General features: G+C 62.1%; 13 protein-coding genes, 1 tRNA gene and 1 other RNA gene. 10 read left to right on the forward strand and 5 right to left on the reverse strand.

Features of this window, described 5'->3' with window-relative positions; genetic code table 11:
* Positions 1-55: 55 nt before the first annotated feature.
* Positions 56-238 (forward strand): NAD(P)H dehydrogenase subunit NdhS, encoded by a 183-nt coding sequence (locus SynA1560_RS01060; RefSeq protein ID WP_186500960.1) that lies wholly within the window; start codon positions 56-58, stop codon positions 236-238.
* Between the two features lie 5 nt (positions 239-243).
* Complete coding sequence (locus tag SynA1560_RS01065) at positions 244-1,074, forward strand: ion transporter (protein ID WP_186500961.1); 831 nt, start codon at positions 244-246, stop codon at positions 1,072-1,074.
* On the opposite strand, the gene SynA1560_RS01070 is transcribed toward SynA1560_RS01065, so the two are convergent.
* The gene (locus SynA1560_RS01070; protein WP_186500962.1) at positions 1,056-1,757 is read right to left on the reverse strand and encodes a ribonuclease III family protein; all 702 of its coding nucleotides are present in this window, start codon (positions 1,755-1,757) and stop codon (positions 1,056-1,058) included. The genes SynA1560_RS01065 and SynA1560_RS01070 overlap by 19 nt on opposite strands.
* A 98-nt stretch (positions 1,758-1,855) precedes the next feature.
* Here SynA1560_RS01070 and SynA1560_RS01075 point away from each other — a divergent pair, with 98 nt between their 5' ends.
* On the forward strand, positions 1,856-4,708 hold the full coding sequence (locus SynA1560_RS01075; protein WP_186500963.1) for a M10 family metallopeptidase C-terminal domain-containing protein: 2,853 nt from the start codon (positions 1,856-1,858) through the stop codon (positions 4,706-4,708).
* Here SynA1560_RS01075 and rnpB read toward each other — a convergent pair.
* Positions 4,703-5,088, reverse strand: an RNA gene (rnpB, locus tag SynA1560_RS01080) — RNase P RNA component class A. The two genes, SynA1560_RS01075 and rnpB, sit on opposite strands and share 6 nt — an antisense overlap.
* Positions 5,089-5,111: 23 nt before the next feature.
* Between rnpB and SynA1560_RS01085 the strand changes: the two genes are divergently transcribed.
* The 3 genes from SynA1560_RS01085 (at position 5,112) to SynA1560_RS01095 (ending at position 6,130) form a co-directional block, all read left to right on the forward strand.
* A tRNA-Arg gene (locus SynA1560_RS01085) sits at positions 5,112-5,185 on the forward strand.
* Positions 5,186-5,280: 95 nt separating this feature from the next.
* Entirely contained in the window at positions 5,281-5,637 is a 357-nt protein-coding gene (locus SynA1560_RS01090) for a hypothetical protein (RefSeq protein ID WP_186469900.1), read from the forward strand.
* Positions 5,638-5,674: 37 nt separating this feature from the next.
* Positions 5,675-6,130, forward strand: coding sequence for a hypothetical protein (locus SynA1560_RS01095; protein ID WP_186500964.1), 456 nt, complete (start codon positions 5,675-5,677; stop codon positions 6,128-6,130).
* Between the two features lie 78 nt (positions 6,131-6,208).
* Here SynA1560_RS01095 and SynA1560_RS01100 read toward each other — a convergent pair whose 3' ends face one another.
* Positions 6,209-8,731: a glycogen/starch/alpha-glucan phosphorylase gene (locus tag SynA1560_RS01100; RefSeq protein WP_186500965.1), complete on the reverse strand. Its 2,523-nt coding sequence runs from the start codon at positions 8,729-8,731 to the stop codon at positions 6,209-6,211.
* A 260-nt stretch (positions 8,732-8,991) separates the two neighbouring features.
* Between SynA1560_RS01100 and SynA1560_RS01105 the strand changes: the two genes are divergently transcribed.
* Positions 8,992-10,386: a cation:proton antiporter gene (locus tag SynA1560_RS01105; RefSeq protein WP_186500966.1), complete on the forward strand. Its 1,395-nt coding sequence runs from the start codon at positions 8,992-8,994 to the stop codon at positions 10,384-10,386.
* 3 nt (positions 10,387-10,389) lie between these two features.
* On the opposite strand, the gene SynA1560_RS01110 is transcribed toward SynA1560_RS01105, so the two are convergent.
* Entirely contained in the window at positions 10,390-10,698 is a 309-nt protein-coding gene (locus tag SynA1560_RS01110) for a hypothetical protein (RefSeq protein ID WP_186469904.1), read from the reverse strand.
* A 73-nt stretch (positions 10,699-10,771) separates the two neighbouring features.
* Here SynA1560_RS01110 and SynA1560_RS01115 point away from each other — a divergent pair, with 73 nt between their 5' ends.
* Together SynA1560_RS01115 and SynA1560_RS01120 are read left to right on the forward strand one after the other, a co-directional pair.
* Positions 10,772-11,701 carry an alpha/beta fold hydrolase gene (locus SynA1560_RS01115; protein WP_370523171.1) on the forward strand — a complete coding sequence of 310 codons (930 nt, stop codon included), beginning with the start codon at positions 10,772-10,774 and terminating at the stop codon, positions 11,699-11,701.
* Positions 11,702-11,737: 36 nt separating this feature from the next.
* Positions 11,738-12,595: a galactose mutarotase gene (locus SynA1560_RS01120; protein ID WP_186500968.1), complete on the forward strand. Its 858-nt coding sequence runs from the start codon at positions 11,738-11,740 to the stop codon at positions 12,593-12,595.
* 7 nt (positions 12,596-12,602) lie between these two features.
* Here the strand turns inward: SynA1560_RS01120 and SynA1560_RS01125 are convergent, their stop codons facing one another.
* Complete coding sequence (locus SynA1560_RS01125; protein WP_255477009.1) at positions 12,603-13,832, reverse strand: FAD-binding oxidoreductase; 1,230 nt, start codon at positions 13,830-13,832, stop codon at positions 12,603-12,605.
* Between the two features lie 14 nt (positions 13,833-13,846).
* Between SynA1560_RS01125 and SynA1560_RS01130 the strand changes: the two genes are divergently transcribed.
* Positions 13,847-15,298 (forward strand): four-carbon acid sugar kinase family protein, encoded by a 1,452-nt coding sequence (locus tag SynA1560_RS01130; RefSeq protein WP_186500969.1) that lies wholly within the window; start codon positions 13,847-13,849, stop codon positions 15,296-15,298.
* Positions 15,299-15,321 lie beyond the last annotated feature (23 nt).

A 15,321-nucleotide genomic window follows, 5' to 3' on the forward strand; every position in this document is an offset into this window, starting at 1 on the left:
GTCGCCACGTCATCATCCTTCCGCGCGATACTGAGTTCTTGACCGATCCTTTGCCATGGCTTCCGACGTTCCGATCCTGCCTGGTGCCACGGTGAAGGTGGTGGATCCCCGCTCCATCTACAACGGCTACACCGGCTTTGTGCAACGCATCAGCGATGACCGAGCCGCCGTGCTGTTTGAAGGCGGTAATTGGGACAAGCTCGTGACCCTGCGCCTGCGCGATCTCAGCGCCGACTGACGCCCATGGCGGAATCCCTGCGTCTGCAGCTCCGGCGCGTGGTGCTGGAGTCCGGCACCCCTGCCGGGCGGATCTACAACCTGGTGATCTTCGGGACGATCCTGCTCAGCGTGATCGGTTTGCTGGTGCAACCCCATCCGATGCGGGTGGCGTCTCCCGGTGAGATTCCCCTCTGGGTGGAGGAGCTGGAGCGGGCCTGCCTTTTGGTGTTCATGGCCGACTACCTGCTGCATCTGTGGGTGTCGCCGAAGCCGCTGGCCTATGCGCGCAGTTTCTTTGGTCTGATCGACCTTTCAGCGGTGCTGTTCTTCTTTGTGCCCCAGATCAACAGCGGCTTGATCCTCTGGATCTTCAAGTTCGGCAGGGTGCTGCGGGTGTTCAAGCTGCTGCGCTTCATGGATGAAGCTCAGCAGCTCGGCCGTGCCCTGAAGGCCAGCGCCCGCCGCATCGGCGTGTTCCTGTTCTTTGTGGTGATGGCCCAGGTGGTGCTGGGTTACCTAATGGTGGTCTTTGAAAGCAATCATCCCGACACTCAGTTCCAGACCGTGGGGCAGGGGGTGTACTGGGCGATCGTCACCATGACCACGGTGGGTTACGGCGACTTTGTGCCTCAGACGGTGCAGGGGCAGTTGCTGGCGGCGGTGGTGATGCTGCTGGGTTTTGGGATCATTGCCATCCCCACCGGCATCGTCACCGTGGAGTCGATTCAGCAGGCCCGTCAAGACCGGCTGCGCGTCTGCAGCCAGTGCGGCCACCAGGAGCACCGCCGCGGGGCGGTGCACTGTGATCAGTGCGGTGCGCCGTTGCCGGCGTTGCCTCACTCGCCCTCCAGCTGATCCAGGACCGTTCGGGCCGCCTGTTGTTCAGCGTCGCGTCGGGAGCTGCCCCAGCCTTCAGCTTTGAGGTCGGGCGGCAGGGACACCGTGCAGTGGAAGCGGCGCGGATCGCCGTGCCGTTGGCTGATCTCGTTGCTGCTGTAAGTCGGCAGGCCAAGACCCTGCCCCTGGCTCCATTCCTGCAAGGCGGATTTGCTGTTGCCGCGGTGGGGGTCTGTCAGCACCGCTTCAGCGCTGCGGGTCCAGTGGGGCGTCAACCAGTGCTGCACTGCAGCGGTGCCAGCAATCCGGTACACCGCACCGATCAGCGCTTCGCTGAGTTCGGCGCGGATGGTGGCGGCCGCCGTGCTGTCGCCGCTGGCCTTAGGGCCGATGCGCCACCAGCGTTCGATCTCCAGGATGGCGCCTAGCTCCGCCAGCCAGCGATCGCTCACCAGTTGAGCCCTAAGGCTGGAGCGCTCACCCACGGGCATCGTGGGGTAGGCGGCGGCGATGAATTCGCTGGCCGTAAGCCGCAGTACCGCATCTCCCAGGAACTCCAGCTGCTCGTGGTGGGGATTCAGTCCGCTGGAGGTGTGGGTGACGGCCTCTTGCAGCCATGCCTCCTGTTCGGAACTCAAAGCGTTGGGTTCGAGAGCCATGCCTTGCCAAAGCGTCGCAACCGGTTCGGGGGATGGAGGCATGCCAGCTGGATTTGTGCTTTTTTGTTGGATTAATGCTTATTCATAACTGAGTCACATCTGATTGTTATCAATGAATTGACTGAGAGCATTTCTCTTGCATGACCCTCGAGCCTGCGATTGGCAGCGATCAGACCCAGGGTGATGCGACCCCAGTGGCGGTTGCCGAGGCTCCTGCCGGGGCTGTCAGCGTTAGCCAAGTTGCTCTTAATACGGCTTGGTCTGAGTCGGAGCAGGTTGAGTCTTCCGAGCCGGTTGAGGTGTCAGGCCCAGCGGAGGTGGACCCTGCTGGCACCGCACCCGAGCAGGCCCCGCCAGAGGAGGCAGAGGCGAGTGCACTGTCAGACGACGGTGCTGCTGAGAAGGTTTCATCTGAGGTCGTTCCATCCGATCCGCACCAGCCTGAAGCCGTTCTTGCGGATCCGGTCCAGCCTGACCTTGTTGAGCGCGTGTTGCATGCGGCGGGTTGCGCTTGCGCCGCGTGTGGTGGTGTTCCGTCGTCACAATCGCAACAGGGATCGGGCGGGGAGGTGTTGGCGGCCGCTTCGTTGGGGACTCTCGACCAACTGGCGGATTATCTGGAAACACAATTCTGGACTGACTCGGACACGACCAATCGCAATTTCAACCTGTCGGAGTCAGGAACCCATGCCAAGTCTGGGGTACTGACTTACAACAGCAGTGGAAATACGTTCGATGCCAACGGTCTGACGACTGGCCGCGCCAGCATGGTGGATGAGGCCTTCAAGATTTTTGAGGCCACGCTCGGAATTGACTTTCAAGAAACAAATGCCTTTGACGCAGATTTCGATTTTAGTGATAACGATTCTGGGGCCTTTGCTGTCGCCGATTTTTCAGGCACTGCGATCAATTATTCTTGGATCAATGTTGCATCAAGTTGGTTTTACGGCAGCGAAGTTTTAGGCGATTACGCCTTTCAAACGATCCTGCACGAGATTGGCCACGGCCTCGGTTTAGGGCATCAAGGTCTTTACAACGGCTCAGGCAGTTATGCCACGGATGCCGATTTCACGAACGACTCGTGGCAAGCCTCGATGATGTCGTACTTCGATCAAACGTCGAACACATCGATCGATGCCAGTTTTGCTTATCTGAGCACCCCGATGGTGGTGGATTGGATCGCATTGGACGATCTGTATGGACCGCAGGGCTACGGCATTAGCAATGCCTTCCGGGGGGACACCACCTATGGCTTCAACACCACGATTACTGCCAGCGCCAGTGCGGTGTTCAATCAGCTCAAAGATTGGATCCCCACCACCGCCTTCACCGTGGTGGATGGAGGCGGTGATGACACGCTGGATTTCAGTGGCTTTTCCGCCACGCAGCTGATTGATCTCAGACCGTCCGATGCGTTGGCCACCAATGTGTATGCCTCCAATATCGGCGGCAAAACCGGCAACCTCACTTTCGCTCCCGGAACGCTGATTGAAACGGCCATCGGTGGTTCTGGTGCCGACACCTTCCGCGGCAACAGCCAAGACAACAGTTTCGATGGCGGACTGGGCACCGACACCCTGCTGGTCAGCGGCGCCCTCAGTGATTATCTGCTCGCCCTCTCCGGCAGCAGCCTCGTGCTGCGGGATTTGCGCAGCGGCAGCCCTGATGGCACCGACACGCTCGCCAACATTGAGTTTGTGGACTTTAACGGCGACTCCCGAGGCTGGTCGTCGTTGCTGGGGTTGGTGGACACCACCGCCCCCGCTATCAGCGGTCCTTCGGGGAGCGCCGGTGCTGCCACCGCCGTGGCATCGATCAATGAAAACAGCACTGCGGTGGCGACTTTTACGGCAGATGAAAGTGTGAGCTGGAGCTTGTCTGGTGGTGTGGATCAATCCCTGTTCGCCATCAACAGCTCCAGCGGTGCATTGCGCTTTGCCAGCGCTCCGGATTACGAGTCGCCGCAAGATTCGGATGCTGATAACAGTTACGTGGTCACGGTGCGTGCCACGGATCCGTCAGCCAATACCGCTGATCAGACGGTGACGGTGACGGTTCAGGATGTCGCCGAATCCTTGAGCAGCAGTGGTAGTGGCGGCGGCGGCGGAGGCGGCGGCGGTGGAGGCGGCGGCGGTGGAGGCGGCGGCGGTGGCGGCGGCGGTGGTGTTGGCTCTGGTGGAGGCAGCTTGAGTGCTGGTGGTAATTCCTCGGCATTCGCTTGGACTAAGCCATCGATCTCGATGCCCCTCGGTGGAGGTGCGGACGATGTGGCCTCTCGCTTGCTGGCAGGCGCTGGCAGTCAGGATTTGTCCGGTCAGCCCATGACCGTGAATGCCAAGGGATGGAGCCGCACGTTGGCGGTGAACAGGGTGGTGCGTGCCACAACTGGTGGCACCACCTTGGAGGCGAAGCAGCTTGATTATGTGGAGGGGATTCTTCCGGCTGATCAGGCGGATGTTCAGATTGCGGGCTCTGTTTTATGCGGAAGTGATCAGACGGATCGGGCGCAGGGTCTAGCCGGTTGGGATCTGATTGATACCAACGGTGGCAACGATCACATTCGTGCTGGCAACGGACGCGATGTCATCAACGGCGGCGATGGACGTGATCAGATCTGGGGGGATTTTGGATGGAATACCTACAACGGCAATCGCGATGGCCAGGAGGATTTGATCGTGATTAAGTCCGATCAGCATCTGGAGAATTGGTGGTACGGGAAAGATGGCAACAATCCCAATGGTGAAAAAGCCGATGTGATTGAAGACCTCGATGCCATTGACCGCGTCCGCATCCTTGGTGTGACAACCGAGCAGATTTCGGTGTCCCAGGCATCGGCTCATGGCTTGGAGGGTTTGGGGATTTTTGCGGACGGTTTTCTGGAGGCGCTTTACATCGGCAATGACCTGAATCTGGAGCAGTTGCTTGGTCAGGTGGATGGCGATGCCTCTGAGGCTGTGATGAACAACACGCAGGGCTTCTATGAGTGGGGTTGAAAGCAGGACGTAAGCCGGGTTCTGTTCTCCCTTCCGAGGAAGGGGGGTGATCATCTATCTGGGACCACCGTTGCCGGTGGCCTCGAGCGGCTCACAAAGGCGAAACGAGGCAGATGGCCAACCGTCGTTCCTAGGCCTTGCTCCCGGCCGGGGTTTACCGAGCCAGCACCTCTCGATGCTGCTGGTGCGCTCTTACCGCACCCTTGCACCCTTGCCTGTGCCGGCGAACCGGCCATCGGCGGTGTGTTTCTGTGGCACTCTCCTCACGGTCACCCGCACTGGGCGTTACCCAGCAAGCCTGGCCATCGGGGAGCCCGGACTTTCCTCAACCGACGCCGACACGAAGAGGGCGTGCGATCGCGATCACCTCGCCTACTTTCAGCCCCCATAATGACGCTTGATGGGGGCTGTAGCTCAGCTGGATAGAGCGACGGTTTCCTAAACCGTAGGTCGTGGGTTCGAGTCCCGCCAGCCCCGTGCCAACCAAGACGTCAGCCGGTATCCGCTACTACATTTGGTGGGGTGGTCAGGCGCAACGCTCTCGCTAGCGTTGTTGTAGTGGAACCGGCGCCATGACCCAGCTTCACGATCTCCGGTTGCGGCTTCTTGTTCAGCAGGAAAGCGAGCGCATCGCTGACTCGCAGCCTGCCGAGCTCGACCTCTCGGTTGTTCAGGCGCGCTGCCTCTGCTGGTTGGCCTTGCTGGCCGAAGCACATGAGGACCAAGCTAGTGACGCAGAGCGCCGTGGTGATACGGAGCAGGCCATGGGTTGGTTCGCCGACTCCATGCGCTTGCGCGATGTGATCCAGGTGGTCACTTCGATTGAAATTCCGCTGCCTGCTGTCACCGACAGCGATGACGACGATCGCCCTGGTGAGGGTGGGAACGGCGATGGGGGGATTTCCCCCGAACCGCCGCTCGCAGCCTGATCGGATGTCATGATGGGGCCTGAGCTACGGGTTGCTGGTGCCAGAAGAGCCTTGTCAGTGTCCTGACTGTCAACGCTTCTATCGGGAGCACGATCGGCTCATTCGTGAGAACCCAACTCTGCGTCAGCAACAAGAGTTGAGTTGGGCTGCGCTTCAGTCTTTCCGCACCCTCTCCGGTCGGGTGTTGGAAGACTTGCAAAAGCTGCATGGCCCTCGCGCCGCTGAAGGTCAGGTGCATGCCACCCCCAGTGGCGGTGTTGATGAACCTGCCGATGCCCTTCAGCAGGCAATGGCTGATCTGGAAAACATCAACGCGCACCTGTTTTCCATCGAAGCGCTGATGGAGCGCATTTTTGATGTGCGTGTGCCGGACGACATCGAGCAGAAATTCCGCGAGCTCGCCGGTGAGCTCGCACCTGACCCTCTCAATGCCGACCGATTGCGCTTGAACCGTCTTCTGCATCAGACACCCGATCTTCCTGATCGCAGCTGAGGTCTGCAGATCACTCAATAAGGCCACTAAAAAGCCCCAGTGAATTTCACCGGGGCTTCGCTGTCGATGCTGAGGTTCTCAGCGCACGTCGCAGGTGATCTCCACGGGCATTGGCTCCACGTCCCAAATGTCGCGGCAGTAGTCGCGGATCGAGCGATCAGAGGAGAAGAAGCCGGTGCGGGCCACGTTCAGGAGGCTCATGCGGTTCCAGTGCATGCGATCGGTCCAGGCGCGGCTCACCGCATCCTGCGCACGCACGTAGTCGGCGAAGTCAGCCATGACGAAAAAGGGATCGTTGCCAGTGAGGTTGTCGAGCAGCGGCCGGAACAGTTCACCATCGCCGTTGCTGAAATGCCCCATCTCGATCAATCGGATCGCTTCCGCCAGCTCGGGCATCGCTGCAATGAGCTCCCAAGGCCGGTAGCCGCCCTGCTTGAGGGCCGCAATCTCTTCCACGGTTTTGCCAAACAGGAAGAAGTTCTCGTCGCCCACCCGCTCGCGGATTTCCACGTTGGCACCATCGAGGGTTCCGATCGTGAGTGCACCGTTCATGGCGAATTTCATGTTGCCGGTGCCGGAGGCTTCCTTGCCGGCTGTGGAGATCTGCTCGGAGAGATCCGAAGCCGGATACACCTGCTCGCCCAACTTCACGTTGTAGTCCGGCAGGAACACCACCCGTAGTCGCCCGTCCATGTCTGGATCGGCGTTCACTGTTTCGGCGATGCCATTGAGGAAGCGAATGATCAGCTTGGCCATGTAGTAGCCAGGCGCGGCCTTGCCTCCGAAGATCACGGTGCGTGGCGCTAGGCCATCGGCCTTACCGTTCTTGATCCGAAGGTATTGGGTGATTACCTGCAAGGCGTTCAGATGCTGGCGCTTGTATTCATGAATCCGCTTCACCTGCACGTCGAACAGGCTGGAGGGATCCACCAGTACCCCAGTGTTGCGGTGGATATAGCTGGAAAGCTTGCGCTTCACCGACAGCTTGGTGCTGCCCCAGTGCTCCAGGAAGCCATGGTCGTGCTGACGCTCTTCCAGGCCGCGTAGCTGTTCCATGTTGGTGATCCAGCCCGGACCAACGTGCTCATCAAGCAAGGTGGCCAGTTCGGGATTGGAGAGGGCCATCCAGCGGCGTGGGGTGACGCCGTTGGTGACGTTGGTGAATTTCTCCGGCCACAGTGCCGCGAATTCCGGCATCAATTGCTGTTTCACCAGGTCTGAGTGCAGCGCCGCTACGCCGTTCACATGGTGGGCGCCGATGGTGGCCAGATGGGCCATGCGCACCGCCTTTCCACCTTCTTCATCAATGATCGATAGCTTGCGCTGAATGGCGTCATTGCCGGGGTAGCGCAGACGCACCTGTTGCAGGAAGCGACGATTGATTTCGTAGATCAGTTCCAGGTGGCGTGGCAGCAGGCTGCTGAACAGCTTGAGGTCCCATTTCTCCAGCGCTTCCGGCAGCAGGGTGTGGTTGGTGTACGCCACCGAGCGGGTGGTGATGTCCCAGGCCTTCTCCCACTCCAGATGGCGGTCGTCGATCAGCAGACGCATCAGTTCCGCCACGGCGATGGCGGGGTGGGTGTCATTCAGCTGCACCGTCCAGTGCAGGGGGAAATCTTCCACCGAGAGGCCGCGCTCATCCAGGCTGCGCAGCATGTCTTGCAAGGAGCAGCTCACGAAGAAGTGCTGTTGCTTGAGGCGTAGGCGTCGCCCTTCATCGGTGCCGTCATTCGGATAGAGCACCTTGGAGAGGGTCTCGCTGCCCACCTTCTCTTCCACGGCGCCGTAGTAATCGCCGATGTTGAAGGCGTAGAAGTCGAAGCTCTCGGTGGCATCCGCGCGCCACAGGCGCAGCCGGTCGCAGGTGTTCACGCGGTAGCCGAGCACCGGCACATCATGCGGCACACCGATCGCGTGTTCGGAGGGAATCCAGCGCGAGCGGTAGTTGCCCTTGTCGTCGATGTAGCTCTCGGTGCGGCCGCCAAAGCCCACGAAGCAGGCCTGGTCGGGTTGAGGCAGTTCCCAGGGCCAGCCTCCCTTGAGCCATTTGTCGGTGACCTCCACCTGCCAGCCGTCGCGGATCAGCTGATCGAAGATTCCGAACTCGTAGCGGATGCCGTAGCCGGTGGCCGGGACTTCCAGGCTCGCCAGTGATTCCATGTAACAGGCCGCCAGCCGACCGAGGCCGCCGTTGCCCAGACCCGGTTCCTCCTCCACTTCCAGGATCTGCTGCAGGGATTCGACGCCAAACCGCTTCAGCGCTTCTTCGGCTTCCTCCTGAATTCCCAGGTTCAGCAGGTTGTTGGCCAGTTGAGGGCCAATCAGAAATTCAGCTGAGAGGTAGGCCACGGTTTTCTGCGGTCTTGCCCTGATGGCCTCCCGGCTGGCCAGGAATCGGGCCATCAACCGGTCGCGTACCGCATAACTCAGGGCCATGTAGAGGTCATGGCGGCTAGCGGAGGGCGCCAATTTGCCCAGCGTGAAGAACAGGTGCTCCGTCATGCCGTCAAACACGGCATCAGCATCGAGGCCTGCGCGTTTCGGGTCGATGCTGCACCCGGGGGTAGGCAAACGCAGGTCGAGGGGCTCGGAGATGCTCATCGTGTTCCTGGAGATGGTTTGAGCTTGGCCAGGATTCGGTGGTCCGGGGCACTCCTTGTGGGTTTCCGGTCAGACCGATTCGTCCTGGACTGAAGGGGATACGCCGAACGTAGCCATCACATCGAGGTCTGAACCGTCTGTCGCCATCGATTCAAAACAAAGGCTCCAGTGGCGGAGCGAGGCGCTGTCGGAAGCGTCCTGATGAGCAGTGCGGAAACCCGTTTGCCGATAAGGTCCCGCGAGAGGACTCGAAGTTTGTAATGCTCGCTGCTGCGATGTCGCCGCTGCTCACGCCGTTGCTGGCTGAGATCTCAGCCCACGATTTTGAGATGGCAGAAACCCTGATCGGGGTGGCCCGTTTCGTGTTGATCTTCGTGGCGGCCCGAGTGCTGGCTGAGGTGCTGGTGCGGCTTCAGTTGCCAACGATCCTGGGTGAGCTGCTAGCGGGTGTGATCATTGGTGCCTCCGGCTTGCACCTGCTGGTGCCCCCGGACACCCATGCCCAGCTCAGTGAAGGGTTGTTGACCCTGGTGAGTGGGTTGGTGAGCATCCCGCCCGACTCCGTGGCCGAGATCTATAACGAGAGCTTCCCTTCCTTAGAAGCCGTCGCTGAAATCGGTCTCTATGCCTTGTTGTTCCTCACCGGTTTGGAGAGTGAGCTAGAGGAATTGGTCGCCGTGGGTGGTCAGGCCTTCACGGTCGCTGTGGCGGGCGTGGTGCTGCCCTTCGCGCTGGGCACCTGGGGGCTGATGGCCCTGTTCCATGTGGATGCGATCCCGGCGATTTTCGCGGGTGCGTCGATGACCGCCACCAGCATCGGCATCACGGCGAGTGTGTTTGGGGAGCTGGGCTACCTCAAGACCCGCGAAGGCCATATCGTGATCGGGGCAGCCGTGCTCGACGACATCCTCGGCATTGTGATCCTGGCGGTGGTCGTGTCCCTCGCCTCCGGCGGATCTCTGGAAATCGCTCCGATTGTGAAGCTGGTGGCTGCTGCTGCTGTGTTCGTCGTGGCGGCCATCGGCCTCAGTCGCACCGCCGCTCCGGCCTTCGATTGGCTGATCGACAAGCTCAAGGCTCCTGGCGAAGTGCTGGTGGCCTCCTTTGTCATCCTGGCGCTGAGCTGCTTCGCTGCCACAGCCATTGGGCTGGAGGCGGCTCTGGGTGCCTTTGCTGCTGGTTTGATCCTCAGCAGCTCTAAGCACAACCACGCCATTCAGCAGGCAGTGCTGCCGATCGTGACCCTGTTCGCCACGATCTTCTTCGTGCTGGTGGGTGCCGGCATGGATCTGTCTGTGATCAACCCCTCCGATCCCTCCAGTCGCTCGGCGCTGATCGTGGCCGGCTTCCTGCTGGTGGTGGCGATCGTCGGCAAGATCGCTGCAGGTTGGGCCTTCGTCAGCAAGGAAAGCACCCGTCGCCTGGTGGTGGGTCTGGGCATGATGCCCCGCGGGGAGGTGGGCCTGATCTTTCTCGGTCTGGGCACCAGCGCCAAGCTTCTGTCGCCTTCGCTTGAAGCGGCGATTTTGTTGATGGTAATTGGCACCACCTTCCTGGCACCGGTGCTGCTGCGGCTGGTGATCGGCGGCGACAAGCCCGACGACGACGACAAGGTGAATGACGACGTTGCCGCCAACCCGGTGGGTCTGCTCTGAGGATTACTGCTTTTGAGCCAGGGTGAGGAACAGGCTCCAGCCGATGGTGATCAGGGCCAGGCTCGACGCCCAACCGGGGCCGAGGGCCCAGCCCAGCAGCAGCTGGATCACCAACCCCACCGCCAGGGCCAGCAGCAGGCTGCTGATCACCAGGGCGATCTGTCGCCAGGTTTCGTTCAGGGGCCCACTCTCGAGGCTGGCTTCAAAGCGGCCGAGCGGTGCGCTCAATGGCAAATAGAGGGCAATGGCCCAGAACAACCCACCGCTGAGTGTCGCTCCCTGCAGCAGCAGGCCTGGAGTCTCATCGAACATCGAAGCACTGTCGGCCCGGCAGGGCGAAAGGAGGTTGAACTGCCTAGCATCGCGCCCCAAAGAAGCAGTTGTGGTGCGCGACGCTCAGCAGTCCTGGTGGACGTTCCAAGGGCATGCGGTGCATGGCCTCCGCGAAACGCCAGAAACCGGCCACCTGCAGCGTCCCGCGTTGCTGCTGGTGCATGGTTTTGGGGCTTCCACGGATCACTGGCGCCACAACATTCCGGTGCTGGCGCGCACCCATGAGGTGCATGCCATCGATCTGCTCGGATTCGGACGCAGTGCCAAACCCGCTGGCCTGGCCTACGGCGGAGCACTCTGGCGTGACCAGCTGGTGGCCTATGTGCGCGAATGCATTGGCCGCCCCACAGTGATCGCGGGCAACTCCCTGGGGGGCTTTGCGGCCTTGGCGGCGGGGGCGGCCCTGGGGGATCACGCCGCTGGCGTGGTGTTGCTCAATGCCGCAGGTCCCTTTAGTGATGAGCAGTCGGCAACGCCGGAGGGATGGGGGGCGATCGCCCGCCGCACCATCGGCAGCGCGCTGCTGAAAAGCCCGGTGCTGCAGCGGCTGCTGTTTGAGAACCTGCGCCGTCCGTCCACGATCCGGCGCACACTTAATCAGGTGTATGTCGACAAGACCAACATCGACGATTGGTTGGTGGAGTCGATCCGGCGGCCGTCGCTCGATCCCGGTGCCTTTGGCGTGTTCCGCACCGTGTTCGACATTCCCCGGGGCCAGCCCCTCGACGAACTCTTCGCCAGCCTCTCCACGCCGCTTCTGTTGCTCTGGGGCATTCGCGATCCCTGGATCAACGCCGCCGGGCGCCGTGCCAGCTTCCAGCGCCATGCACCAGAGGCCACCACGGAGGTGGTGCTTGAGGCGGGCCACTGTCCCCACGACGAAGTGCCTGAGCAGGTGAATGCCGCGCTGCTGTCCTGGTTGGAGTCTTTGGCGGCAACGCCCGTCAGCCCGAACACATCCAATTTCGAGCCGTCCCTGTAAGTTCCGGCCAGTCTCGGGATAGCCGGTCCTGTGGCCATGACCTTCCGCCAGCAGTCAGCTCCTTACGCTCACTGGGAGTTTGTGCATCCCACCAGAGGTGATCGCCTGCGGGTGGTGCCTGAGCGTGGTGGCCTGGTGACGGAGTGGCGCTGCAACGAGCGCGAGATTCTGTATCTCGACCAGGAGCGCTTTGCGGATCCCAGCAAGAGCGTTCGCGGTGGCATCCCTGTGCTATTCCCGATCTGCGGAAACCTTCCCGGTGACCGTTTGCCGCTGGCCAGCGGTGATGTCACCCTCAAGCAGCACGGGTTTGCCCGCGACTTGCCCTGGACCATCGCTTTGCTCGACGACCAGAGCGGTGTTCAGCTCACCCTGAAGGCCACCTCTGAGACGCTGGCGGCCTACCCCTTCCACTTTCAGGTGGGGATGGCCATCCGCCCCCTGAGCGGTGCTCTGGAGATCGTTACCACCATCCACAACCAGTCCGAGGCTGGTGGCGAGCCGATGCCGTTCAGCTTCGGTTTGCATCCTTACTTCGAGGTGTCGGATTTGGGCCGGACCCGCTTCGAGGGGCTGCCCCCCCGCTGCCTGAACCATCTGAAGATGGCCGAGGCGGACACCAGCGTTCAGCTGGGTCGCTTGCCGGAGGGCGTTGATTTTCTGACCCGTCCAGCGGGTCCGGTGACACTGGTGGATGAACTCGCTGGCACGAGCCTGCAGCTGGACCATCAAGCGCCCATGGATCTCACCGTGGTCTGGACCGAGCCGCCGCGCGCCATGGTCTGTCTCGAGCCGTGGACCGGCCCGCGTCAGGCGTTGATCAGTGGTGATCGCAAGTTGGAGCTGGCCGCCGGTCAGAGCACCACGCTCCGTTGCCGCTACGTGGTCAGCTGAGGGTCTCTCAGCACAAGGGGGCTGCGACGCCGGGCAGACGACCACGGGCTAGTTGATGCTGGGGATCAAACTGGTGTTTGACCGCTTCGATCACCGGTTTCGATGGTGCGTCGAGCCACGCCGGTAGCCGTTGGTGATCAGGGGTGTTCGCAGGTTGCTTCAGCACGATCATTTCACCGCCCAGGTTGAGCACCTGTTGGCGCAGGGCCTTCACCTGATCCGCGGGACTAACCACATCGCCGCTCTGCCAGGCCTCTCCACTGCCCCGGCCTGCCGCCAGTCGCCAGTGCCAGCCGTGCAGTTGCTGGCAGGCTTCACTGGTCAGCAATGCAACGCAGCGTGCTGGGGGCAGGCAGAGGCGCAACAACCACGGCGTTGGCTGATCAATGCTGATCGGGTCGGGGACCGCTTCAACCCAGTTCTGCGGGCTGGTTTCAAGGCCGGCTTCGGCGGCTAGGCGAGCGATTGGATCGAGCTGATCCTGCACGGCCTTATCGCTGATGCTGGCGACTCCCAGTTGCAGGCAGCAGTCGCCGTTGGCAGTGCGTTCCCAGTCGATCCAGTCGGGCGTGAAGCCGCTTCCCACCACCGTGGCGCGCACAGGTTCCAGCTGACGGGCTTCCCCGCGAATCAACAGAGCACGGCGGTGGTAGCGCAACGGCTGCACCCGCAGGGTCATCTCAGTGATCAGCGCCAGACTGCCCCAGCTTCCGCACAGCAGGCGCATCAGGTCATAGCCCGCCACGTTCTTCACCACCCGGCCGCCGGCATGGGCCGCGACTCCGTCGCTGCGCAGCAGGCCAATGCCGATCAGCTGATCGCGCACACCCATGTGGCGCTGCCTCAGGCTTCCGGAGAGTCCACGGGCTATCAGCCCGCCCACCGTCCCGGCACTGGTGGGAGCTTGGAGGCTGCTTCCCCAGGGCCAGTCCACCGGCAGCCACTGCTGCTGCTCCGCCAGGAGGCCCTGCAGCTCCATCAGCGGCAGACCGGCCTGCACTGTGATCGTCAGGTCATCCACAGCATGGTCGATGACCCCTTTCAGACGTTGAACGCTGAGGTTCGGGCCCGTGTTCTGGAGTGGGGCGCTCCAGTCCAGGCGTGTGGTCAGTCCTGCCGGGGTCCAGGCTTGGCCATCGCTGTGCAGTTGTCGCGCCAATGCTCTGAGCTCGGCGACACTGTCGGGCAGCAACAGCGTTTCGGCGTGGGCGTCAGCGATGGTGGGCAGGGGATGCACGAGATGATCGTGCCATGACCATTGTTGTGATCGACGACGATCCCACCGGATCGCAGACGGTGCACAGCTGCCCACTGCTGCTGCGTTGGGATGTGAACGCCCTGCAGCGGGGACTGCGCCACCCCTCACCGCTGCTGTTTGTGCTCGCCAACACCCGGGCCCTGCCGCCGGAGGCTGCCGCGGCCCGCAACCGCGAAATCGTGGCGGCACTGGAGCAGGCGCTTCAGCGCGAAGATCTTGATCCCAGCGAACTGGTGCTGGTGAGTCGGGGTGATTCGACCTTGCGTGGTCATGGTGTGCTGGAGCCGCAGGTGCTGGCGCAGGAATTGGCCGATCGCTTCGGCTCTGTGCAAGCCACGCTGCATGTCCCGGCGTTTCTCCCCGGCGGCCGCACCACCGTGGATGGCGAGCATCGGCTCCATGGCCAACCGGTGCACACCACACCCTTCGCCCGCGATGGCAATTTCGGCTACAGCACCAGTCACCTGGATGCCTGGCTTGAGGAGAAAAGCGCTGGAGCGATTCCGGCCGGTTCGGTGCTGCGGCTGACAGGCGAGCAGCTCTCGCGAGCTGCCGCGTCACGTCGCCAGGATTCGGGAGCAGGTCAAGGACCCTTTCGGGCCTTGGTGTCCTGGTTGCAAGCACTGGATGGCAATCAGCCGGTGGTGGTGGATGCGGAGCACCAGGAGCAGCTGAATGCCTTGGGGGCGGCCGTGTCGGTGTTGCAGGGCCAGCGACGTTTCCTGTTTCGTTCCGCTGCGAGCCTGATCAATGGTTTGGTGGATGGCGGGGGGGAGCCCCTCGGCCCCCAGCCGTTGGATGCTGAAGGGCTGTCGGCTCTGCGGCGTTGTGATCCCTCGGGTCAGCCTCTCCCCGGGCTGGTGCTGGTGGGATCCCATGTGGCCCTGGCCGATCAACAGCTGGAGTTGCTGTTGGAGGATCCTCGTTGCGAGGGGCTGGAGCTGCCCGTGCCCCGCATCGCCCGGGTGCTGGAGGGCGGTACCCCGGATTTGCTGCTGGCTGACCTGGAGCGTGAATGGCAGGCGCGCCTGCAGCGGCTGCTGGCCGATGGCCGGACGCCGGTGCTCTACACCAGCCGGGGTGAGCTGCGCTTCGGGGAGGGCGCCCATGCGGATCGCCGCCGTCTGGCCTTCGGCATGGACCTGGCTCGACTCACGGCTCGGCTCGCTGCCCCTTGCGTGCCACAGCTTGGTTATCTGATCAGCAAAGGGGGCATCACCACCGGAACAGTTCTCGCAGAGGGGCTTGGCCTAGAAGCGGTGCAGCTGGAGGGCCAATTGCTGCCGGGGTTGTCGTTGGTGCGGCCGCTGATCTGCGGAGAGTTGTTGGCGGACCCCTCGGCGGCAGCGGATGTCGCGGGTCTGCCGATCATCACCTTCCCGGGGAATCTCGGTGATGCCTCGACCTTGACGCAAGCCTGGCGCTGGATGGAGCGAGGCGTCTGATGGTGTTGTGCCTTGACTGGACT

It is taken from the genome of Synechococcus sp. A15-60 (assembly GCF_014280095.1).
Lineage (GTDB): Bacteria > Cyanobacteriota > Cyanobacteriia > PCC-6307 > Cyanobiaceae > Synechococcus_C.

What these genes read in the sequence shown, in the direction of transcription:
- SynA1560_RS01075 (WP_186500963.1), top strand. Translation starts at nt 1,856, where the DNA reads ATGACCCTCGAGCCTGCGATTGGCAGCGATCAGACCCAGGGTGATGCG.
- SynA1560_RS01105 (WP_186500966.1), top strand. Translation starts at nt 8,992, where the DNA reads ATGCTCGCTGCTGCGATGTCGCCGCTGCTCACGCCGTTGCTGGCTGAG.
- SynA1560_RS01070 (WP_186500962.1), bottom strand. Translation starts at nt 1,757, where the DNA reads ATGCCTCCATCCCCCGAACCGGTTGCGACGCTTTGGCAAGGCATGGCT.
- SynA1560_RS01065 (WP_186500961.1), top strand. Translation starts at nt 244, where the DNA reads ATGGCGGAATCCCTGCGTCTGCAGCTCCGGCGCGTGGTGCTGGAGTCC.
- SynA1560_RS01130 (WP_186500969.1), top strand. Translation starts at nt 13,847, where the DNA reads ATGACCATTGTTGTGATCGACGACGATCCCACCGGATCGCAGACGGTG.
- SynA1560_RS01110 (WP_186469904.1), bottom strand. Translation starts at nt 10,698, where the DNA reads ATGTTCGATGAGACTCCAGGCCTGCTGCTGCAGGGAGCGACACTCAGC.
- SynA1560_RS01120 (WP_186500968.1), top strand. Translation starts at nt 11,738, where the DNA reads ATGACCTTCCGCCAGCAGTCAGCTCCTTACGCTCACTGGGAGTTTGTG.
- SynA1560_RS01090 (WP_186469900.1), top strand. Translation starts at nt 5,281, where the DNA reads ATGACCCAGCTTCACGATCTCCGGTTGCGGCTTCTTGTTCAGCAGGAA.
- SynA1560_RS01100 (WP_186500965.1), bottom strand. Translation starts at nt 8,731, where the DNA reads ATGAGCATCTCCGAGCCCCTCGACCTGCGTTTGCCTACCCCCGGGTGC.
- SynA1560_RS01060 (WP_186500960.1), top strand. Translation starts at nt 56, where the DNA reads ATGGCTTCCGACGTTCCGATCCTGCCTGGTGCCACGGTGAAGGTGGTG.